Source organism: Bradyrhizobium sp. ISRA436 (assembly GCF_029910015.1).
Taxonomy (GTDB): domain Bacteria; phylum Pseudomonadota; class Alphaproteobacteria; order Rhizobiales; family Xanthobacteraceae; genus Bradyrhizobium.
In genome coordinates this window covers 4,062,747-4,088,608 of sequence record NZ_CP094519.1, presented here as the reverse complement: position 1 = coordinate 4,088,608, position 25,862 = coordinate 4,062,747, and the positions used below count along the sequence as shown (strand labels likewise).

Below are 25,862 nucleotides of genomic sequence, written 5' to 3'. Positions count from 1 at the left end.
ATTCAGTGGGCCTGAAAACGTTATAAGAAGCCACCGAATACGGCCAGTCTGGGGCGGTAGCCGGTGCGGGAACCTGAATTCGGCTGCGGCCGCCCAAATAGCAGAAATTCATGCTTGATGCGACACTGAGAGATCGTGCGAACAGCCTGTTGACCGCGTCCCGGCGGAGCGACGTTCCGCCCTTCATGGTGATGGACGTGATGGCTGCGGCCGCGCGAATCGAGGCGGCCGGCGGCCACGTCATCCACATGGAGGTGGGGCAGCCTGCCGCACCCGCGCCGAAACCGGCGATCGCGGCTGCGCAGGCCGCGCTTCAGGACGGGCGGATCGACTACACGTCGGCGCTCGGCATCCCGTCCTTGCGCGAGCGCATTGCGCGTCACTATCGCGAGACATATGGCTGCTCGGTCGATGCGCAGCGCATCATCGTCACCACGGGCTCATCGGGCGGATTCATCCTGGCGTTTCTGTCGATGTTCGAGCCGGGCGACCGGGTGGCGGTCACGGTGCCGGGATATCCGCCGTACCGGCACATCCTGACGGCGCTCGGTTGCGAACCGGTGCTGATCGAAACCACCGGCGACACCCGCCACGCGCTGACCGGCGAGGCGCTGCTCGCCGCCCATCGCAAGTCGCCGCTGAAAGGCGTGCTGGTCGGCAGCCCCGCCAATCCGACCGGCACCATGATGTCGCGCGAGGCGCTGTCGAACCTGATGGCGGCTGCCGACAGCGCGGGCATCCGCTTCATCTCCGACGAGATCTACCACGGACTTGATTACGCGTTTCCCGCGGTGACCGCGGCCGAGCTGTCGCCGAACGCGCTCGTCATCAACTCGTTCTCGAAATACTTTTGCATGACCGGCTGGCGGGTCGGCTGGATGGTGGTGCCGGACGTGCTGGTGCGGCCGATCGAGCGGCTGCAGCAGAACCTCTCGATCTCGGTGCCGACGCTGTCGCAGATCGCGGCAGAGGCGGCGTTCGAGGGCCGCGAGGAGATGGAAGCGATCAAGCGAGGCTATCAGGAGAACCGCCGCATCCTGATCGAGGGCCTGCCGAAGGCGGGCCTCACGAAATTCCTGCCGGCCGACGGCGCATTCTATCTTTACGCCGACGTCTCCGATTTCACCTCCGATAGCTTCGCCTTCGCAAGCGAGATGCTGGAGAAGGCGCATGTCGCGGCGACCCCGGGCGTCGATTTTGATCCGATCCACGGCCGGGCCTTCATCCGCTTCTCCTATGCGCGCTCGGCCAAAGAGATGCAGGAGGCGGTCGCGCGGATCGCGCGCTGGCTCAAGTAACTCGCGCTGACGGCGGACAGATTGCGCGCGAGATCAGAACCGATCCGGCCGATAAGGCGTGGCGTCCACGGAGCATGCCTCGCCGTTCATCATTTCGGCGAGCAGCCGGGCCGTGGCGGGGCCGAGCGTGAAGCCTTGATGGCCGTGGCCGAAATTCGTCCAGAGCCCGCGATGGCGCGGCGCGCGGCCGAGCACCGGTAGCATGTCGGTCGTGCAGGGACGTGTGCCGTACCAGGGCTCGGGTTCGACGCGCTTTCCGATATCGAGCAGGCCGCGCGCGGCGGCTTCCGCATGGCCGAGCTGGACCGGCGTGGCCGGAGCGTCAGGGCCGGTCAGCTCTGCGCCCGTGGTGATGCGGATTCCCCTGGCCATCGGCGCCATCGCGTAACCCATCGCGGTGTCGACCAGCGGCAGGTCGAGCGAGTGGCCGCCGTGATAGTGCATGTGGTAGCCGCGCTTGCGCACCAGCGGGATCCGGAAGCCGAACCGGTGCAGCAATTGGGGAGACCAGGGCCCGAGCGCGATCACCGCGTTGGCTGCATCGATGCGGCCCGCAGCGGTGTCGAGCGACCACCCGGATGAGGTCTCCGTCAGCGTCTGTGCATCGCCGCGCAGGACGGTGCCGCCGAGGCGTTCGAACAATGCGGCGTAGGCCGAGACGAGGCCGCCGGGATCGGACACGGTCCAGGGATCGAGCCAGTGAATGGCGCCGGGAAGGTCATCGCGCAGGATCGGTTCGGCCTTGGCAAGCTCGCTGCCGCTCAGGACGCGAAACTTGACGCCGTAGTCGCGCTCGTTCTCTTCCGCGGTGGCAATGGCACGCTCGAGCGCCGCCGGGTCACGGTGAAGCAGGCGATAGCCTGCGCGGCGGATCAGGTTGTCGGCATGGGCCTCGCGGATCAGCGTGTCGTGCTCCGCGGTGGCATGGGCGATCAGGCGCGCCCAGGCCGCGGTGGCTTCGCGGTGCCGCTCGGGCGTGGAGTGCCACCAATAACGCAGGAGCGGGCCGGCGTGCCGGGGCAGCGAGGCCAGGCGATAGTGCACGTCGTTGGTGCGGCCAGTCGCGATCTTCGCGAGCGTGACGAGATCGCGCGGCATCGGATAGGGACGAACGGCCTCGCTCTGGATGATCCCGGCATTGCCGTAGCTGGTCTCACGGCCCGGCTCCTTGCGGTCGACAAGCGTGACCGACCAGCCGCGACGTTGCAGGTGCAGCGCCGTGCTGACACCCACCATGCCGCCACCAAGAACGATCGCACTTTGCATTGAAGCCTGTCTCCGTGGGGTGGGCCTGCGCCGCACCCGCCAGATAAAAAACGCCCGGGTTGAGCCGGGCGTTTTCGTTCGCGAGGGGGATTAGTTGCCGCCGCCGAAGCGCCGCGACCACCAGCCCTTGCGGGCCGGGGCTTCGGTTGTGACCGCCGGTGCCGGCTCTGCCGTCGCAGGCGCAGGCTCCGGTTCGGGGGCAGGGGCCGGCGATGGCTCCAGCGGGCCTTCGGCCAGCTCGGGCGCTGGCGTCTCCGGCTGCGGGCTCGACAGGAAGTTGACCTTTTCGCGCACAGTGGAGCGGCGCCGCACTGCGCGCTCGCTTTCGGCCGGCGTTTCCTCTGTCTCCGCGGTGGCCTCGGGCGCTGCGGCCGTTGCTTCGACAGGAGCCGGCGCGACCGGCTGCGATTCCGGTGCCAACGGTTGCGCGTCAGCCTCGGGCTGGGCCAGCGACGGGGCCGGTTCCGAACGGCTGTCGAAGTCGGCGACCGCGCCAGTGGCTTCGGGCGTCGGCGCCGGGCTCAACTCATCGGAAATCGATCCTGCGAGACCCTCGTCCTGCGGACCACTGCCGCGCCGGCGGCGGCCACCACGACGTCCGCGGCGGCGCGGGCGACGTTCGCCATCGCGCTGATCGGTGCCGGCAAACGTCTGTTGCTCCTCGCCCTCGTCCTCGTCGCCTTCGGCATCCTCGGCCGTGGCCACATCGGTGCTCTCAGGCATCACATGCATCAGGTCGCCGTCCTCGCGGGGCTGGGCGCCCTCGCGCGCTTCGCTGCCACCGCCGCGGCCGCGCCGCCGGCGACGGCGCCTGCGGCGTTGACCGTCACCTTCAGCCTCGGCGCTGGCTTCCTCGCCGGCGGCCTGGTCATCGGTGAGGCCTTCGGTTTCCTCGGTTTCGACCCCGGCCTCGTATTCGAACAGTTCCGACTCGTCGTCGGCTTCGTCGGCGTGCGCCGGTGCCGAGGCGGCCTGCGCCGCGAGTAGGGCCTTGGCCGCCTCGAGCGTGTGTACCTGCTCGCCGCGGTCGATGACGTACGACTGCTGGCCGCTCACGGTGGCGTCGGCGACGATCGACAGCGACACCCTGAAGGAGTCTTCGAGGTCGCGCAGATGGCCGCGCTTGTGGTTGAGGACATAGAGCGCGACGTCGGTGCGGGTGCGCACCACCAGATTGTGGGTCGCGCCCTTCATCAGGATTTCCTCGATGCCGCGCAGCAGCTGCAGCGCGACCGAGGAGACCGAGCGGACGTGACCGGAGCCGCCGCATTGCGAGCAGGGCTCGGTCGAGCTCTCCAGCACGCTGGCGCGGATGCGCTGACGCGACATTTCCAGCAGGCCGAAATGCGAGATGCGGCCGACCTGGATCCGCGCGCGGTCCTGGCGCAGGCAGTCGGACAGCTTGCGTTCGACTGCGCGGTTGTTGCGCTTCTCGTCCATGTCGATGAAGTCGATGACGATCAGGCCGGCGAGGTCGCGCAAGCGGAGCTGGCGGGCGACTTCCTCCGCCGCCTCCAGATTGGTCTTGAGCGCCGTGTCTTCGATGTGGTGCTCGCGCGTCGCTCGTCCCGAGTTGACGTCGATCGAAACGAGCGCCTCGGTCTGGTTGATGACGACGTAGCCGCCGGAGCGCAACTGCACGGTCGGCGAGAACATCGCATCGAGTTGGCTCTCGACGCCCATGCGCGAGAACAGCGGCTGGCCGTCGCGATACAGCTTCACCGCGCGCACGTTCGCGGGCATCAGCATCTTCATGAAATCGCGCGCTTCGCGGTAGCCGGCTTCGCCCGCCACCTGGATCTCGTCGATCTCCTTGTTGTAGAGGTCGCGCAGCGAACGCTTGATCAGCGAGCCTTCCTCATAGACCAGGCTCGGGGCCTGCGACCTCAGCGTCAGGTCGCGCACGGTTTCCCACATGCGGATCAGATATTCGAAGTCGCGCTTGATTTCGGGCTTGCTGCGCGAGGCGCCTGCGGTGCGCAGGATGATGCCCATCCCCTCGGGCACGTCGAGATCCTGAACGACTTCCTTCAGCCGCGAGCGGTCCTGAGCCGAGGTGATCTTGCGGCTGATGCCGCCGCCGCGCGCGGTGTTGGGCATCAGCACGGCGTAGCGGCCGGCCAGTGAGAGATAGGTGGTGAGGGCGGCGCCCTTGTTGCCGCGCTCTTCCTTCACGACCTGCACCAGCATCACCTGGCGGCGCTTGATGACTTCCTGGATCTTGTACTGGCGGCGCGGCCGGAACGGGCGTTCCGGAACTTCCTCGAGCACGTCGTCTCCGCCGACGGATTCGACGACGTCTTCTTCCTCGCCTTCTTCGCCGTCGTCCTCATCCTCGTCGTCGCCGGCGTCATCGCCAGGTTCGCCTTGGGACACCGCGGCGTCCTCCGACACGGCGTCCTCGGACACGGCGTGCTCATGCTCAGGGGCGGCGTGGTCATCGGCCGCCGCATGCACCTCGTCCGCTGCATGCGGCGCATCGTCCGCGTGCGCGGTATTTTCCTCGACCTGTTCCTCGTGGGCCCGTTCGGGCTCATGGTTGAGCGCGACGGCCTCGGTCGGGTCGGGCGCTACCGCCGCAACCGATGCCTCGACCACCGCTGCAACGGGATCGGGCTGCGCGTCGGCATCCGGTGCGACGTTCACGTCGTGAGCGTGCTCATGCTCATGATGGTCGTGATGTTCATGATCGTCATGATGTTCGTGATCATCGTGGTGATCGTGATCATGGGCATGTTCGTGATCATGGGCGTGCTCGTGCGCCTCATGCTCGTGACTGTCGCGGGCCACCGCGTCATGGTCGTGGTGTTCGGCATCGACGGGGTGCTCGTAACCCTCGTGAGCCTGCTGCGGCTGCGCCTCGCTTGCACCCTCGACCACCTCGCTCTGCACGCGGTCGCCGTGGCCGCGGCGACGGGCATTGCGATGGCGCGACCGGCGGCGGTGACCACGATTCTCGTGTTCTTCCTCGGCCTCGCGATGGGCTCGCTCATCGGCTTCGATCAGCGCCTGACGGTCGGCGACCGGAATCTGATAGTAGTCGGGATGGATTTCGCTGAAGGCGAGGAAGCCGTGGCGATTGCCGCCATACTCGATGAAGGCGGCCTGCAGCGACGGCTCTACGCGCGTGACTTTTGCGAGATAGATATTGCCGCGCAGTTGCTTGCGCTGGGCGGTCTCGAAATCAAATTCTTCGACTCGATTGCCACGGACCACAACGACCCGGGTCTCTTCCGGGTGGGTGGCATCGATCAACATCTTGTTGGGCATTTGGGAGCTCTTGACGGCGGCGGGCGCGATGCATGGCGCGCGCAAATAGCGCCGCCTGGTGACGCGACGGTCCACCTGATTCGGGGGTGAGGGGAAGGCCAAAACGCGTCTCGCGGCGCAGCGCCGAGCGGGAACTCGCCGGGATGATGCGGCGGGCGAGGCTTTCGCCTCGCGTCAACGCGATCGTCTCGAGTATCCTGGTCGACAATACAGTCTGGCGCATTAAGCGTCGGCCCGTCTAAACATGTTGGCGGCGAGAAGTGCCGCCGTGTCTTTTGCTGAAAGCCCGGCGCGGCGCCGAAGCGCCTGCCGGCCATCGCATATCGAGACCCCAAGGGGCCGGATAATCAGCTATGCCGTGTCTCAAACCGTCCCTCTAGCGAGAGAGTGTGCCTGGGACCGGACGCCGCTCGGGCTCGAAACCGCCCCTCCTTGTCAGCCGCGCGCGGCGCTGGCTGAGGAGGGAGCGGAAAAACACGGCGGGATCTCCGACATCGAAGGTTCCACCGCTGCACCGGGAGGCTGAACGCGACACAACCGGGAGTATTAGCCATCAGCATCCCGTACATACGTGGATTGACCGCTGGGTGCAAGGGAAGCGTCGCGGCAGGGCAACACTCAAACCTTTTCGCCCTTGCGTCATTAAGGTGCGATTAACTGTGTGGTTCTAATGCGGTAAAGGGCTGCTTGGAGGCACCGAGTCGGTGGAAAACCGCGCAAATCACCGTATTTTGCTGGGATGCGGGCTGTTGTGCGCCGCGGCATTGGTGTTTGCCGAAATGAGCGGCCCGAGTGCTGCCGAGAGCCCGCAAAACGACCAGCCCGCCCCAGTCTCGGCCACCTCAAAGTTTCCCGTCGCCTCCGGCGCTCGACTGGCCGGCGATGACAAGCAGACCCGATTCATCCTTGATCTCGACCGCAAGATCGAGTTCCGCGCCTTTCCGCTGGCCGACCCCTACCGCGTCGTGGTCGACATCCCACAGGTCGACTTCCATCTCGCCGCCGGGACCGGCTCGACGGGACGGGGGCTGGTGAAGGCCTTCCGCTACGGCCTCGTTATGCCTGGTGGTTCCCGGATCGTGTTCGATCTGACCGGGCCGGCGAAGATCGCCAATTCCTACGTGCTCGACGCTGCCAACGGCCAGCCGCCGCGGCTGGTGCTCGACCTCGAAGAGGTCGACCATGCCAGTTTTGTGCAGTCGCTCGCCTCGGAGAACCGCCCCGCACTTAAGCCGGCGGTCGCTGACGCCAATGCCGCGGTTGCTCCGCCCCAAGCCACGACGGCGGCGCTGCCATCGGCGCCATCGACGGATGCCCGGCCGCTGATCGTGATCGACCCCGGTCACGGCGGCATCGACAACGGCACCCAGTCCGGCGAGCAGTTGGAAAAGACCCTGGTGCTGGCGTTCGGTCTGGCGCTGCGCGATCGGATCGAGCAATCCGGCAAATATCGGGTGGTTATGACCCGGACCGACGACACATTCATCCCGCTCAACGACCGGGTGAAAGTCGCGCGCGCCCAGGGCGCGGCCCTGTTCGTGTCGATCCATGCCGACGCCTTGCCGCGCCGCGAGGGCGACGCCCAGGGCGCGACGATCTACACATTGTCCGACAAGGCCTCGGACGCCGAGGCGCAGCGGCTGGCTGACGCTGAGAACAAGGCCGACGCCATCGGCGGGGTGAACCTCACGGACGAGCCGACCGAGGTCGCCGACATCCTGATCGATCTTGCGCAGCGGGAAACCAAGACCTTCTCCAACCGCTTCGCCCGTCTCTTGATGAACGAGATGAAGACCACGGTCAGGATGCACAAGAATCCGCTCAAATCGGCGGGTTTCCGGGTGCTCAAGGCCCCCGACGTCCCCTCCGTCCTGGTCGAACTCGGCTATGTCTCCAACAAGGGCGACCTCGAGCACCTCGTCTCCGAGACCTGGCGAAACAAGACGGTCGGTTCGATGGCTCAAGCGATCGATGCGTTTTTTGCCAAGCGGATGGCAACGGCCGGATCGGCCAACTGAAACTGGCCGCTTGAACGGGCCGAACCCACAGGGGGCCCTAGTTTGGCCACAGCGGCAACGGTATAGACAACCCACCGGAGAGCCCCCGGAATCAGCCATATTGCCTGGCGGCCCGTGTATATTTGGGTAGCGTGAGTATAGCTCTCTGGAACCCGGAATTCGCGTGAGAGGCTTTCGTACGTTGGACGGGCGCTTTCGATGATTGAGCGCCGAAGGGGTGAAACGGAACTTCGATAATGCGCCTGCTAGTGCGGTTCATGGGTTTCTTGTTCGCTGCCGGAACCGTGGTGTTCCTGGTTGGCGTCGCTGCGGTCGCAGGCGCGATTTGGCATTTTTCCAAGGATCTGCCGGACTATTCGCAGCTGCAGGACTATGAGCCGCCGGTAATGACGCGCGTGCACGCGGCCGACGGCGCGCTGCTCGCCGAATATTCCAAGGAGCGCCGGCTCTATCTGCCCATTCAGGCGGTGCCGAAGCTCGTGATCAACGCGTTCCTCGCGGCCGAGGACAAGAACTTCTACGAGCACGGCGGCATCGACTACCAGGGCATGCTTCGCGCCGCGATCCTCTACGCGCAGAACTACGGCTCCAACCGCCGCCCGCAGGGCGCCTCGACCATCACCCAGCAGGTGGCGAAGAACTTCCTGCTGAACAACGAGGTCTCCTTCTCGCGCAAGATCAAGGAAGCCTTGCTCGCGATGCGCATCGAACGCGCGTATTCCAAGGACCGCATCCTCGAGCTCTACCTCAACGAAATCTATCTCGGTCTCGGCGCCTACGGCATCGCCGCCGCGTCGCTGGTCTACTTCGACAAGTCGGTCAACGAGCTGACGGTCGCGGAAGCCGCCTATCTCGCCTCGCTGCCGAAGGCCCCTGCAGCACTGCATCCGGTGCGCAATCGTGACCGCGCGATCGAGCGCCGCAACTACGTGATCGACCGCCTGCTGGAAAACGGCTGGATCAAGCAGGCCGAGGCCGACCAGGCGCGCAAGGATCCGCTCATCGTCACCAACCGCTCGAACGGTGCGCATATCTTCGCGGGCGAGTATTTCGCGGAGGAGGTCCGCCGTGACATCTTCGAGCGCTACGGCGAAAAGAAGCTCTATGAGGGCGGCCTGTCGGTCCGCACCACGCTGGATCCGAAGATCCAGGTGATGGCGCGCAAGACCATGGCCGCCGGTCTCGTCAACTATGACGAGGCGCAGGGCTGGCGCGGGCCGCTCCAGAAGCTCGACATCTCCGGTGACTGGGGTGTCAAGCTTGCCGACGTCAAATCGCTCTCCGACATCTCGCCGTGGCGGATGGCGGTGGTGCTGGAGACCAGCGACCAATCGGCACGGATCGGCTTCCAGCCCAGCCGCGAATTCGGCGGCGCCGTCAGCAAGGAGCGGCAGACCGGCATCATCACGATGGATGGCGTGCGCTGGGCGAAGACCAAGGGCAAGGCACCAACGGCTGTGGCTCAGGTGCTACATCCGGGTGATGTGATCTACGCCGACCCGTTGGTGACCAAAGAGGGCACTGCGGTCGAGGGCCAGTACCGGCTGCGGCAATTGCCTGAAGTCTCCGGCGCGATGGTGGTGATGGATCCGTTGACCGGCCGCGTGCTCGCGATGGTCGGCGGCTTCTCCTTCGACCAGAGCCAGTTCAATCGCGCGACGCAGGCTTACCGGCAGCCCGGCTCGTCGTTCAAGCCGATCGTCTACGCTTCGGCGCTGGACAATGGCTACACGCCATCGACCACCGTGATCGACGCGCCCATCGAGATCGATCAGGGGCAGGGGGCCGGCGTGTGGCGTCCCGAGAACTACTCGACCGGCAAGTATTACGGGCCGACCACGCTGCGCAACGCGCTGCAGCGCTCGCTGAACACCGTGACGGTGCGGCTCGCGCAGGACGTCGGCATGCCCTTGATCGGCGAGTACGCCAAGCGCTTCGGCGTCTACGACGAATTGCCGAACTATTTGTCCTATGCGCTCGGCGCCGGCGAGACCACGGTCATGCGCATGGTGACGGCTTACTCGATGTTCGCCAATGGCGGCCGCCGCGTGAAGCCGACGCTGATCGACCGCATCCAGGATCGCTACGGCCATACGATCTTCAAGCACGACCAGCGTGAATGCCGCGGCTGCGATGCGCCAGAGGGATGGAAGAACCAGCCCGAGCCGCAGCTGATCGACCGCCGTGAGCAGGTGCTCGATGCCATGACCGCCTACCAGATCACCGAGATGATGGAAGGCGTGGTCCAGCGCGGTACGGCAACTGTCGTGAGGGAGGTCGGCAAGCCGATCGCCGGCAAGACCGGCACCACCAACGACGAGAAGGACGTGTGGTTCGTCGGCTTCTCGCCGGATCTCGCTGTCGGCGTCTACATGGGCTACGACAAGCCGCGCAATCTCGGTCGAACCGCCACTGGCGGCCACGTCGCCGCTCCGATCGCGCGCGACTTCCTCAAGCTCGCGTTGGCCGACAAGCCGCCGACCCCGTTCAAGGTGCCGGCCGGCATCAAGCTGATCCGCGTCGACGCCAAGACCGGCATGCGCGCCCGCCCGGGCGACAGCGGCAATACCATCCTGGAAGCCTTCAAGCCGGGCACTGCGCCGCCGGAGAATTATTCGGTGATCGGCGTCGCCGATGTGGACGGTCGCGGTCCTCCGCCGGGTCCTCAGCCGTCGCAGGGTGGGCAGCAGCCTGATGGCGGCTTCTTCATGCGTCCGGGAACCGGCGGGCTGTACTAGCGGTTCTTCGTTCCAAATCGTCGGGATAGCGCGGCCAAGCCGATTGCGCTTTGCCGCGCCGGTCGTTACATCCCTCGCAAGCTTTTTTCCCAACTCCTGAAAGACCATGCGCGCGGAAATCGAACGCCTTGTTGAAGAGATCAAGCAGTCAGTCGGGCTGCTGAGGAGGCATCTTTGACGTCGAACAATCGACAGCACGCCTCGCTGAGCTGAACAAGCTCGCAGAAGACTCCAATCTCTGGAACGATCCCCAGAAGGCCCAGAAGCTGATGCAGGAGCGCACCTCATTGGAGGACGCGCTCTCGGGCATCGGCAAGGTCGAGCGCGAGCTCGAGGACAATATCGGCATGATCGAGCTCGGCGAGGCCGAGAATGACGAGTCCGTGGTCGTCGACGCCGAAAAGGCGCTCAAGGAGCTGAAGAAGGAGGTCGCCCGGCGCGAGCTCGAGGCGCTGCTCTCGGGTGAGGCCGACAAGTTCGACTCCTATCTCGAGGTCCATGCCGGCGCCGGCGGCACCGAGAGCCAGGACTGGGCGCAGATGCTGCTGCGTATGTACACGCGCTGGGCGGAGAAGCACGGCTTCAAGATCGAGTACCTCGAAGAATCCCAGGGTGAAGAGGCCGGCATCAAGTCCGCCACCATCCAGATCAGCGGCCACAACGCCTATGGCTGGCTGAAGACGGAAGCTGGCGTGCATCGCCTGGTGCGGATTTCGCCGTTCGACTCCAACGCGCGGCGGCACACCTCGTTCTCGTCGGTGCAGATTTTCCCCGTGATCGACGACAGCATCAAGATCGAGATCAAGGAGTCCGACGTTCGCACCGACACCATGCGGTCCGGCGGCGCGGGCGGCCAGCACGTCAACAAGACGGAATCGGCGGTGCGGCTGACGCACATTCCGACCGGTATTGCGGTGGTCTGCCAGGCCGGCCGCTCCCAGCACAAGAACCGGGCGCAGGCCTGGGACATGCTGCGCGCGCGGCTGTACGAGATCGAGCTGAAGAAGCGCGAGGAGCAGGCCGCAGCCGACCAGGCCGCAAAGACGGATATCGGCTGGGGTCACCAGATCCGCTCTTACGTGCTGCAGCCCTACCAGATGGTGAAGGACCTGCGCACGGGAGTGCAGACCTCGGACACCGCGGGGGTGCTCGACGGCGATCTCGACGAGTTCATGGCCGCGACGCTGGCGCAGCGTGCCTTCGGCACCGCGCCCGGCGCGGTCGAGGATGTGGACTGATCCATGGCGCGGGTCACCTTCATCGGATTGGGGCGTATGGGCCATGGCATGGCCGGCCGCTATCTCGATGCCGGCTTCACGGTCGCGGTGTGGAATCGCAGCAAGGCAAAGGCCGAGGACCTGATCGCGCGGGGAGCGCAGTGGGCGACTTCGCCGGAGGATGCCGCGATCGACGCTGACGCCGTCATCACCATGGTCGCCGACGACGAAGCCTCGCGCGCGGTCTGGCTGACGAAGGATGGTGCGGCCGCGACGATGAAGGCGGGCACGCTGGCGATCGAATGCTCGACCGTGTCGTATCAGCACACGCTCGACATGGCGCGCGAATTGCGCAACCGCGGGCTGATCTACATCGATTGTCCGGTCACCGGCCTCCCGGCGGCGGCGGCCGCGGGCAAGCTCACGCTTCTGGTCGGGGCTGATCCGGCCGATCTCGAGCGGGCGCAACCGTTCCTTGCGCCGATCGGTGAGACGATCCGCCATTTCGGCGGGGTCGGCAGCGGAACGATATTCAAGCTGATCAACAATCTGATGGGTGCCGTGCAGATCGCGAGCCTGGCCGAGGGCATCGCGATGGCCGAGCAGGCCGGCCTCGACATGCAGGTCGTGGCCGAAGCGCTTGCCGCCGGCGCGGTCGCGAGCCCGCAGGTGATCCGTCATTCCAGGCGGATGATCGACCGTGACTTCTCGGGCGCCTCGTTTACCGCGGCGCTGCGCCACAAGGACGCCGCCTATGCGGTGCGGCTGGCCGAGACGCTGTTGCCCGGCGTGCTGGTCAGCCGGGCGGCGCTCGCCGCCTACGAGGAGGCAAAGTCGCACGCGCCCGACGATGACGAAGGCCGGATGATCGAGATCGTGTCGCGGCCGAAATAGGGCGGCCGGCGGATCGCAGAAATCGGGTGGCAATGGCCGCTGCGGCTGACTAGTCATCTGCGCCAGCGCTGATGCGAGCCCGATATGTCATCCGCCGACAACAGGATCGATCCCCGCGATTGGGCGCTGCTCGGCGTGCTGTCGGTGTTGTGGGGCGGGAGGTGATAGGAGCACTGGTGATCGCGAGCGCGCTGCTCCTGATCTACGGGCGCGTGCCGACATGGTTTCGGCGATAGCTAATTAGCTGGCCGCCTTCGTCCACGCCGCATACCATCCGGTGAAGCGTCGGCTGTCGCGCTCGCCGCCATGCCAGGCGGCGTAGGCGGTGCCGTCGTCGGCGACCAGCACCACCGCATCGAGCCCTTTGGAGCGGCGCAGCGTCTCCATCGCCTGCGCCGGCGTCTGCGCGATCGGTCCCGCGACATTGAACGATGTGTTGACCGACATCTCGACGCCGATGCGGCGGCCGAGCGCCTTCAGATAGGCATAGGTGAGGGGATCGTCCGCCTCGCGCACGATCTGGATGCGCCCGGTGCCGTCGGCATGCACCACGGCCGGAATCTTCTCACGCGCCTGCGGCTTCGAGTGGGCAGTGATCACCATGTAGTTGTAGGCGTTGTAATCGGCGTCGGACGCGCCGTCTTCCAGCTCGAAATAGTCATGCGCGGCCTGAAGCGTCGCCATCGGCGCAAGCGGGCGGATCGCCTCGCGGTATTTGACGCGCTCGTTCAGCCGTTCGCGCACGTTGGGATCGCACGGATTGGCCAGGATCGAGCGATGCCCGAGCGCGCGCGGTCCGGTCTCCGCGGCACCCTGGTAGATCGCGATCACGCCGCCCTGCGCCACCATGAAGGCCATCATGTCGGCAATCGCGTCCCGTCCCTCCGGTGTCGCGATACTGCCGATCTGGGTCGAGGCGATGTCGTCGGCCTTGAGCGCGGTCGTGATGTCGGCAGCCGACGGCGGCAGGCCGCAATAGAACGCGTGCGACAGCGGCGCGCCGCGCGGGGCGCCCGCCATATGCGCGAACAGCCACGCAGCGCCGATCGGCACGCCGGGATCGCCAGGCACCGGCGGCACCCACATGTGCAGCCGCGTCTTGCGCTGCTGCGCTTTCGCGAACCACGCCTCGTTGAAGTGCTCGAGCAGACGCATGTTGCCGAGTGCATTCAGCGCCACGCCGCCTGTCAGGACCAGGCGGTCGGTGCCGGTGAGGCGCAGCAGGTGATCGACGACATGGATCATCGCGTCCTCGAACACCAGCTGCGTTGCCGCGGCCTTGTCGAGCCGGTCCTTGGTGTCGGGGCGGTGATTGATGTCCTCGACGCGCAGGACGGCGTCGGGATTCCAGAGCTGGTCGGGCCGCAGCGGCGGGCCGAGGATGTCGATCAGCGGTGCCTTGTAAGGATTGTCGACGGGGTCGCTGTGCCAGTTGGCCATCGCGCGATTGAGATGCACCGCGCCGTTCGGGCCGAGCTGCAGCACAGCCTTGAGCCGCTGATAATACGGATTGGTCGCGCGGTTCATGTCACCCCAGGCGGCCGCGCCCATGTAGCGGCCCTCGCTGGAGAGCCAGGTCCAGCCGCCCTGGCTGGAGGAGACCACGGTGTAGAAGGCGCCGAGCGAGTCAAACAGACTCTCGTTGCAGTAGAGCTGCTTCATCTCGCCGTTCTCGGCGACATAAAGCGAGATCGAGCCGACATCTCCGGTGCCGTCGAGGACGGCGATCGCGACGGGCTCGCGCGAGTCGGCGAAGGGAGAGGCGGTGAACGAGTACCATGCGTGATTGTCGTGGTGCGGCATGCAGATCAGCGGCAGCTGCTCGCCAAGCCCATACATCCGCCCGAGCTTGCGCGACAGGCGCCGCACCTGATCCATCTGGCGCAGATTGATAGCGGGCGCGATGGGTGCGCGCAGGAGCTTGAAACTGCCCGGCGCCTCCTCGAACGAGGTGCGGATCAGCATCGCCATCAGCGCCGGATAGTCCCACGTCGTGACGAAGGCCGCGACGTCGCCGATGTCGCGACCCATCCGCCGCAGCACCTGGCGCATATCGTCCAACGCATATTGCGGAAACTCGTTGGTGTGCTTGTTTCCGGAAAAGCGCTCTTCCTCGTTGTTGACGATCAGGCGCGGTCCGCCGCTCTGGGTGACTTCGACCAGCGCCACGCCGGTATTGTGAGTGCCGGGGCAGGCCAGGCCCGCGATGTAGACGGTCTCGCCGCGTTGCAGCCGCTCACGGACCGACGCGATCGTGCGCTTCGCGAAATCACCGTTCGCCTTGTGCAAGCCGAGACGCGCCATCGCGGGCTCGCTGAGCCGGCGCGTGAGCTCGTAGCCCGCAGCCGCGAATCGCGGATGCCGCGGACCGATACGGATGTCCGGTTTAAGCAATCAAAGCGCCTCGACCTGTGAGCCCCCGACGGACCATCAATCACAAATTGCGCCAGGCAACAACGCCATTTCGCTCAACGGAAAAACCCAGCGCTTGCCAGCACTTCCGTGACTTGCGACAGTTGCCGCCAAAACCAACGACAAAAAATCGGGAGAAAACGATGCCGGCTCGTTCTGGATATATTGGCGCGGTTACGGCGTTCGCAAGTGCCGCACTGATTGCAACCGCGGCTTACGCGCAGAAGAATTACGATCCTGGTGCGAGCGATACCGAAATCAAGATCGGCAATATCATGCCCTACAGCGGTCCGGCATCGTCCTACGGCGTGATCGGCAAGACCGAGGCGGCGTTCTTCAAGATGATCAACGATCAGGGCGGTATCAATGGCCGCAAGATCAACTTCATCAGCTACGACGACGCCTATTCGCCGCCGAAGGCGATCGAGCAGGCGCGCAAGCTTGTCGAGAGCGACGAGGTGCTGCTGATTTTTCAGGCGTTGGGTACGCCGTCCAACTCGGCGATCATGAAATACATGAATGCAAAAAAAGTGCCGCAGCTCTTCGTCGCCTCGGGCGGTACCAAGTTCGGAGACCCCAAGAATTTTCCCTGGACGATGGGCTTCCAACCCAACTACCAGAGCGAGGGGCGCATCTACGCCAAATACATTCGCGACAAATTCCCCAACAGCAAGATTGCGGTGTTCTGGCAGAACGACGATGCCGGCAAGGATCAGTTCAAGGGGCTGAAGGACGGGCTCGGCGACAAGGTCAGCATGATCATCGCCGACAAGTCCTACGAGGTCAGCGATCCCTCGATCGATTCCCAGATCGTCGCGCTGCATGATTCGGGCGCGGACATCTTCTTCTCCTGGGCCGCGCCGAAGGGATCGGCGCAGGCGATCCGCAAGGTCGGCGAACTCGGCTGGAAGCCGAAGTTCTTCCTCGCCAACACCGCGACCTCGGTCGCCTCGGTGCTGAAGCCGGCGGGCCTTGAATTTTCCAAGGGCATCATCTCGACGGCCTATCTGAAGGACCCCACCGATCCGACCTGGGACAAGGATCCCGCCGTGCAGAGCTGGCGCGCCTTCATGGACAAGTACTATCCGGACGGCGACAAGGCCAACGCCAACAATATCTACGGCTATGCGCAGGCCGAGGCGATGGTGCAGGTGCTGAAGCAGTGCGGCGACAATCTCACCCGTGAAAACGTGATGAAGCAGGCCGCGAACCTGAAGAACTTTCACTCCGACCTGATGCTGCCCGGCATCATGGTCAACACCGCGCCCGACGACTACTTTCCGATCGAGCAGATGCAGCTCATGAAGTTCAACGGCGAGGCGTGGGAGTTGTTCGGCGACGTCATCACAGGCGAGGTCGGGCACGACGCAACACGATAGGGAGGGCGCATTTGCCGTCATTGCGAGCCAACGGGTCGCGCGAAAAGCGCGCCCGATGACAGGCTCCGCGAAGCAATCCATCTCGCCGCATATGCGGAAGCATGGATTGCTTCGTCGCTTCAGCGCAAAATTGCTTTGCAATTTTGTCGCGAGCTCCTCGCAATGACGGGCGCGTTTCTGATTCAACTGTCAAAGAGCTTGCTCGTTGTCATCACCCGCGCATGCGGGTGATCCAGTATTCCAGTGCCGCCGGTGCTTGAGCCGAGAGGCCGCGTACTGGATGCCCCGCATGCGCGGGGCATGACGACTAAGAGGATGTGAGGCCGCATTCTCGCGAGTGTCCGAGTTTTGCATCTCGTTTCGCCCTCCCAGTGATTAGAGGGCGCAGGGAAAGCCGGGTGCCGATCGCACCCATGGGTCCCGTGCAAATGGAAAGCACGGGAGGTAGGACCACAGGTGAAACCGGAAACACTCCGGCTTTCCCTGCGCGATGGGTTACGGCTCTCCCCGGCGAGACTTGGCTTTTTTGTCACCGTCTTCGCAAAGACGCGTTCGCGTGCTTAGCGAGGAGACACCTGCCACTGGGGCGTCGGAACCACACGACTTCACCGTCCGCTTCATGCGCACTCGTCAGTTGCGCAATCGGCGTCCACCGCATCTCGACCCAACACTCGTGACGATCGCGAAGCGCCCCTCAGGCGGGTGAGACGGGCGGATGATAGACGGGCACGCAAACGACAACGGCGCGAGCGGGGAGCCGCTTGCACCGCGTTCAGAAGATCGCTGTGTAAGCGTATGATGCGGGAGGTTCTCAGCCGGCGTTGAGCCGCACGCCCGCGCGCAGGAATCGCTGTGGGTCGACCGCTTCGCCATCGATGCGGGTTTCATAGTGCAGATGTGGGCCGGTGGAGCGGCCGGTCGAGCCGACTTCGCCGATCACCTGGCCGATCTTCACATATTCGCCGACCTTGACCTTGATCTCAGAGAGATGGCCGTAGCGTGTCGAGAGCCCGTTGCCGTGGTCGACCTCGACCATGCGGCCGTAGCCGCCGGCCCAGCCCGCCGACACCACCTTGCCGTTGGCGGTGACGCGCACCGGATCGCCCTGCGAGGCACGGAAGTCGAGGCCGGTATGCATCGCCGGCCGGCCGAGGAAGGGGTCGGTGCGGACGCCGAAGCCACTGGTGAACTCGACCTCGCCGACGACGGGCTTGCGATAGGGCACCAGTGCCAATGTCTGGTTCAGCCGCTGCATCTGCGCGCGGTTGATGTTGATGCGATAGAGCTGGCGCTCGAACGGGCCGGCGTTGGGGGCGAGCTTTACCGGCACGAACGGGCCGCCCATGCCGCCGCGCGGCGTTGCGCCCTCGAGCTGCGCCATGTTGAGGCCGAGATCGCTGATCACGCCGCGCATCCGGCGCAGCTTCGATTCGATGTTGTCCTCGGCCGAGGAGAGCGCCGCCATCTGGCGCCGCTCGACCTGGTCGAGCGAGGTCTGCAGACGGACCAGCGCATTGTCGACGCCCTGCGCCTTGGCGAGCTGGCTCGGCTGCGTCTTGGCGGCCAATGGCGCACGCGATTCCAGCCGCGCCTCACGGTCAGGCGGCGCCACGAAGATCACGGTGTCGCTGATCGGGGAGGGTTTGGGTGTTCCTGAGGAGGGCGTCGCATCGGCGCGGCCCTGTGGCTTGATCGATCCGGTGCTGCCGAGGTCGGGAAGCGCGCCGAGCGCGGTGGCGCGCGATTCCAGTGTGGCCTGGCGCCGCATGATCTGGTCAAGCTTCTGGTCGAACTGCTCCTGGTCGAGGAGCTGGCGGCTGGTGGTGCGGTCGACCTTGGCGCGCAGCTCCGCGATCCGATCTTCGTAGGCGTATTGCATCTCGGCCTGGCGCGCGATCAACCGGGTCAGGACGTCGTCGCGGAACGCGAAATAGGTGGCGGTCGCCGCCGACCACATGCCGAGCAGGACGATGGTGCCGACGATGATCCAGAACACCACCGGCCCAAAGCGGACCTGCTTACCGGCGTGGACGATGGCGTAGCCCGCGCCCGCCGACGCCGGTATCGGCGCGGCATGGGCGGCCGCGCGACGCGGCTGGGTCCGGCCATGGTCCTGAGGATGATGGTGTCTGTGGTGGTCGTAATGGTGACCGGACCGGTTTGACATCGGTACTCCCGCGGCCGGTCGGACCAAGTTCCGTACGGCTGATTTGCGGGGCCGATTTTGAGCCTCCTATGGTTAATTTTCGGGAAACGGGGCCCCGGCCATCAGAGCGCCCTTGCGGCCTCCAGCACCTGATCGGCATGGCCGTCGACCTTCACATTGCGCCAGATCCGGGCGACTTTTCCGTTCGAATCGACCAGAACTGTCGTGCGAATAATTCCCATGAAGGTCCTGCCGTACATGGATTTTTCGCCCCAGGCGCCATAGGCCTCCAGCATCTGGTGCTGCTCGTCGGAGACGAGCGGGACGGATAGCTGGTGTTTGTTTCGAAATGACTCCTGGGCCTTAACGGTGTCGGCGGAAATGCCGAGCACGACGGTACCCGCGTCTGCGAAGGCGCCGCTTAGCCGGGTGAAGTCGATCGCCTCCCGGGTGCAGCCGGGGGTGTCGGCGCGGGGGTAGAAGAACAGCACCAGCTTCTTGCCGGTGAAATCCTTCAGCGCGACGCTGCCGCCGCCATCGCGCGGCAGGTTGAAGGCCGGCGCTTTGGCGCCTTCGGCAAGAATCGCCCCGGGAGTTGTCACCCCAGGAGCTTTTGTCGCGGCGGCGACCGGCTTCGACTTTAACGGTTTCGAGTCGGCCTTGTGCGAGGCTTTGCTCCGAACCGCTGCGGCAGTCTTGCCCTTGGTCTTGGCAACCGCCGTGCGGGTTTTCGCAGCAGACGTCCCCGTACTTGTGCGTGCGGTGCGGGCAACCTTGGTTGCTGCCCGCCTTCCGGTTGTGTTGGAGGATTTCTTGCGCGTTTTCTTGGACATACGCCTTCCTTTCGTCGCTTTCCGCGGCTCAACCATTGGGGTATTGCGGGTCTCATTCGCAGCGACCGGATTCGCAGCCCGTCGCTGGGCAAGTTTGATGGCCTCGGAGTACGGTTACAAGGAAATCGACGCATCACCCGTCCGCTCGTCGAATCGGCTTTTGATTGGGTTCTTAGGTCCGTCAGCGAGCAACTTTATTAGTCGAGGATAGGCAGCGATGCCGGCACAGGAGCGCTCGATACGAATTGACGGGCGCTGCGATGACGGCGATCGACATCACCGCCAGCACCGAGAGGCAATGGCAAGGAATACGTCGCCGCAGGGGCCAAATCCGCGCGCCGAGGCTGAGTTCTCGCAATGGGAAGATCAGGTCGCGTGGGACGAGCAGGATGAGGCGGCGGGCCACCGTGCGCGGCAATTGCTGGCGCGTTCCAACACCAATCTGCACCGCTTCACCGACTCCTGCACACGCCTGCAGCGCTGGCTGAACAGCGAGCGTTGGGTGCGGCGCATCGGGCTGGTGCTCGGCGTGCTCGTGGTGATTTTCGCGACCTGTTTCGGCGCGCTGTGGTGGCGGCTCGGCGCCGGGCCGATCAACCTCGACATCGCGACGCCTTGGCTCGCCGCCGCGATCGAAGAGAATATCGGCCACGGCAACACCGTCGAGGTCGGCGGAACGCAGATCGAGCGCGCCGGTCGGGTCAGGATCGCGGTGCGCATCCGCGACATCATCGTCCGCGATCGCGACCACGCCATCGTGGCGAGCGCGCCGAAGGCCGAGGTGCGGCTGTCGGGCACGGCGCTGCTGCTCGGGCAATTGCGCGCGGAAAGCCTCAACCTGGTCGATGCCGAACTGTCGGTGCGCATCACCCCGGACGGCTATGTGACGGTCTCGGCCGGCGACACCGCAAAGCCGCTCGCCACCGGCGTCGCCTCCAAGAAGGAGGCGGGGATCCCGCCGACATTCCCGCGTCCGACACCCGCGGTACCTGCGGTACCCCCGCCGCCGGCAGCGCCCGATACCGCGGCGGCCTCGTCCGATTCGCCCTCATCCGCGCAGAGCGGCCTGCTCGCCGGTCTCGATTGGCTCGACAGCCTCAGCCTGACCGGCCTCGACGGCCAGAACCTCAACGAGATCGGCCTGAAGAACGGGAATTTGGTCGTCGACGACCAGCAGCGCGGCAACAAATTCAGCTTTGAGAACATCAGTCTGAGCCTGCGACGCCCGAGCGAGGGAGGCGTGGCGCTGAGATTCGGGGAGGAGGGCGCGAAGCCTTGGGCGATGCGCGTGGTGGTCGGGCCGCAGGTCGACGGTGTGCGCTCGGTCGACATCAAAGCTGACAATGTCTCGGCCGCTAATATCCTGCTGGCGCTCAGGACCAAGGACCTCACCTATACCGCCGACCTGCCGATATCGGGTGAATTGAAGGGCGAGCTCGGCCGCGACGGTCTGCCGACCTATTTCCGCGGCAAGATCAACGTCGGCGCCGGCAACATCATCGACACCGACACGCCCGACTACCCGATGGCGATCGATTCGGCCGACATGAGCGTCGAATGGGATTCGGGACGGCGCGTGCTGCTGGCGCCGATCAAGATCATCTCGGGTGCCAACCGGATCACGCTGCTCGGTCACCTGGAACCGCCGAACGACAACGTCACCGACTGGCAGGCGGGGCTGTCGGGCGGCACCATCGTGCTGGCCGGCATCGACCCCAATGAGCCGCCGCTGATCTTCAACCGTATCAACATCGGCTTCCGGTTCGACACCGACAGGAAGCGCGTGCTGCTGACCCAGGCCGACATCTCCAATGGCGAGATCGGGGTGGCCGGCACCGGCAGCATCGACTATTCCGGCGAGCCGCGGCTGCAACTCGGTTTTGCCGGTACGCCGATGTCGGCGATCGCCTTGAAGCGGGTGTGGCCGACCATCATCGTGCCCGAGGTGCGCCAATGGGTGATCGAGCGCATCGAGCGCGGCACGCTCCAGCGCATCGATGTCGGCGTCAACTCGCCGGTGCACAACCTGTCCCGCAAGGGGCCGCCGATCCCGGATGACGGTCTCTCGGTGAACATTGTCGCCTCGGGCGTCGCGGTGCACCCGGTCGATGGGATGCCCTCGGTGCACGACGCGGATCTGAAGGCAAGGGTGACCGGCCGCACCGCGACGGTGTGGATCGGCCAGGGCATCGCCGACACGCCGTCGGGCCGCAAGATCACGCTGTCGGATTTCACCTTCGAGGTGCCCGACATGGCGCCGAAACCCTCGCCGTCGAAGGTCAAGTTCCGGGTTGATTGTCCGGTGCCGGCCGCCGCCGAAATCCTCGCCTCCGACCGGCTCAGCGATCTCTCCGGTCCGCCGATCGATCCCAATGCCAGCAAGGGCAACGTCACGGCCACGATCAACCTCGGCATGCCCGTGAAGGGCGAGCTGACCAAGGCCGACACGGTCTATTCGGTCACCGCCGACGTCACCGGCGTTGCGGTCGACAAGCTGGTGATGAACCAGAAGCTCGAGGCCAACGCGCTGAAGGTGATCGCCAGCAACGCCGGCTACCAGGTCAAGGGCGACGTCAAGATCAACGGGCAGGCGGCGTCGCTCGACTATCGCAAGCCGGCCGAAGGCGATGCCGACGTCAAGCTGCAGGCGACGCTGGATGACGCCAGCCGTGCGCGGCTCGGGTTGGATCTCGGTACGGCGGTCTCGGGTGCGATCCCGATCAAGCTGACCGGCAAGATCGGCAGCGGCGACAACAGCACCAAGTTGGGCGTCGAGGCCGACCTGACCCAGCTGAAGCTCGACAACGTCCTGCCGGGCTGGGTCAAGGCATCGGGCAGAGCGGGCAAGGCGACTTTCAACGTGGTGCCGAAAGGGCAGTCGACGCGGTTCGAGGATATCGTGGTCGAGGGCAGCGGCGTCTCGATCAAGGGCTCGCTCGAGGTCGACCAGAACGGCGACCTCATGAATGCGAACTTCCCGACCTACGCGCCCTCCGAAGGCGACAAGACGTCGCTCAGGGCCGATCGCGGGCCCGACGGCGTGCTGAAGGTCACGATGCGCGGCGATGTGTTCGACGGACGCGGCTTCCTGAGGTCGGCGATTTCTGGTCGCGAGTCCGATGCCAAGAGCAAGACCAAGAACATCGATTTCGACTTCGACGTGAAGCTCGGCGCCGTGGCGGGCTTCAACGGCGAGGCGGTGCGCAGCGTCGACGCCAAGATGTCGCGCCGCAACGGCTTCATCAGGGCGTTCACGCTGAGCGGCAAGGTCGGGCGTGACACGCCTGTGAGCGTCGATATGCGCGGCCGTCAGCAGGGGCGTGAGGTGATCTATCTGCAGACCAGCGACGCCGGCGCGTTCCTGCGCTTCATCGACACCTATTCGAAGGTGGTCGGCGGGCGGCTGACGCTGGCGATGGAGCCGCCGACGCCCGAGCCAGGCCCCCGGGAAGGTCTGCTCAATATCCGCGACTTCGCCGTGAAGGGCGAGGCCCAGCTCGACCGGGCGGTCGCGGGCGGACCGGTCAGCACTCAGAACGGCATCGCGTTCTCCGCGCTGCGCGCCGAGTTCACGCGCCAGAGCGGCCAGCTCACGATCCGCGACGGCGTGGTCAAGGGACCGAGCATCGGCGCAACCATCGAAGGCAGCATCGACTATGTCGGCAATCAGGTGCGGATGAACGGCACCTTCATTCCGATGTACGGGTTGAACAACATGTTCGGCCAGATCCCGTTCTTCGGGATCTTCCTCGGTGCCGGCAGCAATGAAGGCCTGATCGGCGTCACCTACGAGGTGGTCGGCACGCCCAGCGCACCGGTGCTGCGCGTCAATCCGATCTCGGCGCTGGCGCCGGGATTGACGCGCAAGATTTTCGAGTTCAAGCAATACAACAACCCGAACGACCTGCCGCCGACCAACAACTAATACCAACGGCCCCCGGATTTGACTCACATTTGGGATTTCCAAATCAGTGAGTTTCTGAATCGATGTTGCTGCGTAGACAGGAGCAATATCGATGGGGGCAGCGGTAGCGATTACGCGGCTTGATTTGACCGCGGGCGAGCTTCGGAAGGCGGCGCGCAGAGAGAAGAATAGTACGGTAGCGCGGCGGATATTGGCGCTTGCGCTTGTGCTGGAGGGCGCGGACCGCAAGAAGGCAGCCGAAAGTTGCGGGATGGATCGTCAGACCCTGCGGGACTGGGTGCATCGTTATAACGCCGAAGGCTTGGCGGGACTGCGGTCGCGCAAACCGACGGGACCGCGGTCGCGGCTGACGACAGAGCAGCAGGCCGAATTGGCCGCGTTGGTCGAGGCCGGTCCCGATCCTGAGCAGCATGGGGTCGTACGTTGGCGGCGGGTGGATTTGCGCGACGAGCTTGAGCGGCGGTTTGGCGTCAAACTGCACGAACGTTCGGTCGGCAAGGTTCTGGCCAAGCTCGGGTACCGCCGGCTCTCGGTGCGGCCGCGCCATCCGCAAGCCGATGAAGCGGCTCAGGAAGCGTTCAAAAAAACTTTGCTACGACCCTCACGACAACGCTCCCCGCTCACGCCCAAGGCAAGCCGATCGAAATCTGGTTCCAGGACGAGGCGCGGATCGGCCAGCAGGGCACGCTGACACGCGTGTGGGCCAAGCGTGGCTCACGGCCTCGCGCGCCGCGCGATCGACGTTACGATTGGGCTTATCTCTTCGGTGCCGCCTGTCCTCAACGGGGCGTCGCCGCGGGTCTTGTCATGCCGACGGCAAATGCAGAGGCGACGTCACTGCATTTGGAGGCAATCAGCCGCAAAGTTGCACCCGACGCACATGCCGTTCTCGTCTTCGACGGCGCCGGCTATCACAGTGCCGGCACCGTCCGAGCTCCGGAAAATATCACTCTGTTACAGCTGCCGCCTTATGCGCCCGAGCTCAATCCGATTGAAAACGTCTGGCAGTACCTGCGCGCCAACAAGCTCGCCATCACCGTCTTCGACGACTACGACGATATCGTCGCCAAGACCTGCGAAGCCTGGAACTTCTTCGCAAATGATCCAGGTCGCATCGCCTCAATCACAAGCCGCACTTGGGCAACAGTCAATCCTTAGGGCCATTGGTATAATTTGCGTGGGATCAATTCGGATTGAATCGGTTCGCCCCCGGATTCGGTTCACCTCTTCCCATTGGGGAGAGGTGAACTTCCGCCGCCGCTCCGGCTCAACCTGATTTCTTCATGCTCTTGGGCGCGACTCGCGAGACGCTCACCAGAACTAATCATCGCTCAACAGTTCGCCTGTCGACGAGTTGACGAAGTGCAGCCGCAAACATGAAGGACAGGCGACGGCCTGATAGAGCGCGGCTTCGCCCTGTTCCCCTTGACCTTCGCAGTCAATGCACCGGATTTCTTTTCGAGTGATCGGACAGTGAAATCGAAGTACCTGCATTGCAGGAGACCTCCAGGAAGCTAACTCCAAGTGCAAATGAACGGCACATGAGCGGCATTCTCAGCCGCTCATGTGCCAGCGTCGCAGATTGTAAAGCTAGGCTGCACGCTCCATGCGTTCGATGGTCTGGCTTATATGCTTGCCAGCTTCGTCGGCGACCTTGAGCGATACGTCCGCCATCCGACGACTGCTCTCAAGTGCACTGCTGATCGTATCGCGCACTAGATCACTGTGCACGGCTGCGACGTCATGAGGCGTGCGGCAGCGCATGAGTTCGGTCATGCGATCCATGTTCCTTTCAACCTGCTGGCGAAGAAAGTCACGATACTCTCGAGCGACTCCATCCAGTCCTTTGGTGACAGCCGTGGCAGAGTACAGGATGGTCTCAGCATTGCGCGCCGATCGTTCGGTTGCCTGCTGCGCCTCGTCTCCCGTCAGACCGAAAGCCCGACCAAGTTGGTCAGTGGAGCGCCCCAATATCGCCGTTGTCATCTCCATGCCGAAGCGCCAGCTATTCTGCAGCATCTCGGCGTTCTGTTGCAGCAGACCGGCGCTGGCTTTGGCGACTTCCTCGCTGGCCTGGGCCGCAGCTAATCCGATGCGCCTCGTTTGCTCACTGGTTCTCTCGCCGGTACGCTGGATCGTTTGCTCAACGTTTGGGATAGACTTCTCCTCTTGGCGCGGATTGGCCATTTTGGTTGCTCCATCGATGTTGGTTGTTGGCGATCGATGCGATTCTTTTAGCAAGCAACGTGCTCGCTTTAGCCCGTTCCTTAACAATTCGCCTTTAACGAATGCTTCGGGTTCTCGAGCAGGAACGAGTGCTGAAGTGCCATCGTTTAGCGGTCGCGGTGGTTCCAAAGTGAGAACCGCAACTTAAGATATTCTAGCAAACACCCCGCTGAGATACGAGGCAGCGGACCTGTCCCATATGACCATTTGTGCCGATGTTCACGTAGGGACGTGGAAGCG

General features: G+C 64.7%; 14 protein-coding genes. 8 read left to right on the top strand and 6 right to left on the bottom strand.

The genetic code is table 11. The annotated features are described in order from the left end of the window. The first annotated feature begins 110 nt into the window (after window positions 1-110). Window positions 111-1,298: an aminotransferase class I/II-fold pyridoxal phosphate-dependent enzyme gene (locus tag MTX23_RS19360; RefSeq protein ID WP_280971806.1), complete on the top strand. Its 1,188-nt coding sequence runs from the start codon at window positions 111-113 to the stop codon at window positions 1,296-1,298. Between the two features lie 33 nt (window positions 1,299-1,331). On the opposite strand, the gene MTX23_RS19355 is transcribed toward MTX23_RS19360, so the two are convergent. Together MTX23_RS19355 and MTX23_RS19350 are read right to left on the bottom strand one after the other, a co-directional pair. After that, on the bottom strand, window positions 1,332-2,564 hold the full coding sequence (locus tag MTX23_RS19355) for an FAD-dependent oxidoreductase (RefSeq protein WP_280971805.1): 1,233 nt from the start codon (window positions 2,562-2,564) through the stop codon (window positions 1,332-1,334). A 90-nt stretch (window positions 2,565-2,654) separates the two neighbouring features. After that, window positions 2,655-5,834 (bottom strand): ribonuclease E/G, encoded by a 3,180-nt coding sequence (locus MTX23_RS19350; protein WP_280971804.1) that lies wholly within the window; start codon window positions 5,832-5,834, stop codon window positions 2,655-2,657. Window positions 5,835-6,538: 704 nt separating this feature from the next. Between MTX23_RS19350 and MTX23_RS19345 the strand changes: the two genes are divergently transcribed. The 4 genes from MTX23_RS19345 (at window position 6,539) to MTX23_RS19330 (ending at window position 12,701) form a co-directional block, all read left to right on the top strand. Then, window positions 6,539-7,852, top strand: coding sequence for an N-acetylmuramoyl-L-alanine amidase (locus tag MTX23_RS19345; RefSeq protein ID WP_280971803.1), 1,314 nt, complete (start codon window positions 6,539-6,541; stop codon window positions 7,850-7,852). A gap of 236 nt (window positions 7,853-8,088) precedes the next feature. Continuing rightward, window positions 8,089-10,590 carry a penicillin-binding protein 1A gene (locus tag MTX23_RS19340; protein ID WP_280971802.1) on the top strand — a complete coding sequence of 834 codons (2,502 nt, stop codon included), beginning with the start codon at window positions 8,089-8,091 and terminating at the stop codon, window positions 10,588-10,590. A 106-nt stretch (window positions 10,591-10,696) separates the two neighbouring features. Then, window positions 10,697-11,828, top strand: a protein-coding gene (prfB, locus tag MTX23_RS19335) for a peptide chain release factor 2 (protein ID WP_280971801.1) whose coding sequence is annotated in 2 segments (ribosomal slippage) — window positions 10,697-10,765 and window positions 10,767-11,828 — 1,131 coding nt in all. Because the reading frame shifts where the segments join, the coding sequence is not laid out codon by codon here. Between the two features lie 3 nt (window positions 11,829-11,831). Next, a complete protein-coding gene (locus MTX23_RS19330; protein WP_280971800.1) occupies window positions 11,832-12,701 on the top strand; it encodes an NAD(P)-dependent oxidoreductase in 870 nt (289 codons plus the stop codon). A 240-nt stretch (window positions 12,702-12,941) separates the two neighbouring features. Here MTX23_RS19330 and MTX23_RS19325 read toward each other — a convergent pair whose 3' ends face one another. Then, a complete protein-coding gene (locus MTX23_RS19325) occupies window positions 12,942-15,095 on the bottom strand; it encodes a carbamoyltransferase C-terminal domain-containing protein (protein ID WP_280971799.1) in 2,154 nt (717 codons plus the stop codon). Between the two features lie 161 nt (window positions 15,096-15,256). Between MTX23_RS19325 and MTX23_RS19320 the strand changes: the two genes are divergently transcribed. Beyond that, entirely contained in the window at window positions 15,257-16,492 is a 1,236-nt protein-coding gene (locus MTX23_RS19320; RefSeq protein ID WP_280971798.1) for an ABC transporter substrate-binding protein, read from the top strand. A gap of 811 nt (window positions 16,493-17,303) precedes the next feature. Here MTX23_RS19320 and MTX23_RS19315 read toward each other — a convergent pair. Continuing rightward, the gene (locus MTX23_RS19315) at window positions 17,304-18,659 is read right to left on the bottom strand and encodes a peptidoglycan DD-metalloendopeptidase family protein (protein WP_280971797.1); all 1,356 of its coding nucleotides are present in this window, start codon (window positions 18,657-18,659) and stop codon (window positions 17,304-17,306) included. A gap of 101 nt (window positions 18,660-18,760) precedes the next feature. Continuing rightward, window positions 18,761-19,471 (bottom strand): peroxiredoxin, encoded by a 711-nt coding sequence (locus MTX23_RS19310; RefSeq protein WP_280978122.1) that lies wholly within the window; start codon window positions 19,469-19,471, stop codon window positions 18,761-18,763. 217 nt (window positions 19,472-19,688) lie between these two features. Between MTX23_RS19310 and MTX23_RS19305 the strand changes: the two genes are divergently transcribed. Further along, the gene (locus MTX23_RS19305; protein WP_280971796.1) at window positions 19,689-23,396 is read left to right on the top strand and encodes a DUF3971 domain-containing protein; all 3,708 of its coding nucleotides are present in this window, start codon (window positions 19,689-19,691) and stop codon (window positions 23,394-23,396) included. Window positions 23,397-23,487: 91 nt separating this feature from the next. Then, window positions 23,488-24,554 (top strand): IS630 family transposase gene (locus tag MTX23_RS19300; RefSeq protein ID WP_280971795.1). Its coding sequence is split into 2 segments (ribosomal slippage): window positions 23,488-23,974 and window positions 23,974-24,554, totalling 1,068 coding nucleotides; the frame shifts between segments, so codons are not numbered across the junction. Between the two features lie 432 nt (window positions 24,555-24,986). Here MTX23_RS19300 and MTX23_RS19295 read toward each other — a convergent pair. Continuing rightward, the gene (locus MTX23_RS19295) at window positions 24,987-25,583 is read right to left on the bottom strand and encodes a phasin family protein (RefSeq protein WP_280971794.1); all 597 of its coding nucleotides are present in this window, start codon (window positions 25,581-25,583) and stop codon (window positions 24,987-24,989) included. Window positions 25,584-25,862 lie beyond the last annotated feature (279 nt).

What these genes read in the sequence shown, in the direction of transcription:
- MTX23_RS19360 (WP_280971806.1), top strand. Translation starts at nt 111, where the DNA reads ATGCTTGATGCGACACTGAGAGATCGTGCGAACAGCCTGTTGACCGCG.
- MTX23_RS19355 (WP_280971805.1), bottom strand. Translation starts at nt 2,564, where the DNA reads ATGCAAAGTGCGATCGTTCTTGGTGGCGGCATGGTGGGTGTCAGCACG.
- MTX23_RS19350 (WP_280971804.1), bottom strand. Translation starts at nt 5,834, where the DNA reads ATGCCCAACAAGATGTTGATCGATGCCACCCACCCGGAAGAGACCCGG.
- MTX23_RS19340 (WP_280971802.1), top strand. Translation starts at nt 8,089, where the DNA reads ATGCGCCTGCTAGTGCGGTTCATGGGTTTCTTGTTCGCTGCCGGAACC.
- MTX23_RS19330 (WP_280971800.1), top strand. Translation starts at nt 11,832, where the DNA reads ATGGCGCGGGTCACCTTCATCGGATTGGGGCGTATGGGCCATGGCATG.
- MTX23_RS19320 (WP_280971798.1), top strand. Translation starts at nt 15,257, where the DNA reads ATGCCGGCTCGTTCTGGATATATTGGCGCGGTTACGGCGTTCGCAAGT.
- MTX23_RS19315 (WP_280971797.1), bottom strand. Translation starts at nt 18,659, where the DNA reads ATGTCAAACCGGTCCGGTCACCATTACGACCACCACAGACACCATCAT.
- MTX23_RS19310 (WP_280978122.1), bottom strand. Translation starts at nt 19,471, where the DNA reads ATGTCCAAGAAAACGCGCAAGAAATCCTCCAACACAACCGGAAGGCGG.
- MTX23_RS19305 (WP_280971796.1), top strand. Translation starts at nt 19,689, where the DNA reads ATGCCGGCACAGGAGCGCTCGATACGAATTGACGGGCGCTGCGATGAC.
- MTX23_RS19295 (WP_280971794.1), bottom strand. Translation starts at nt 25,583, where the DNA reads ATGGCCAATCCGCGCCAAGAGGAGAAGTCTATCCCAAACGTTGAGCAA.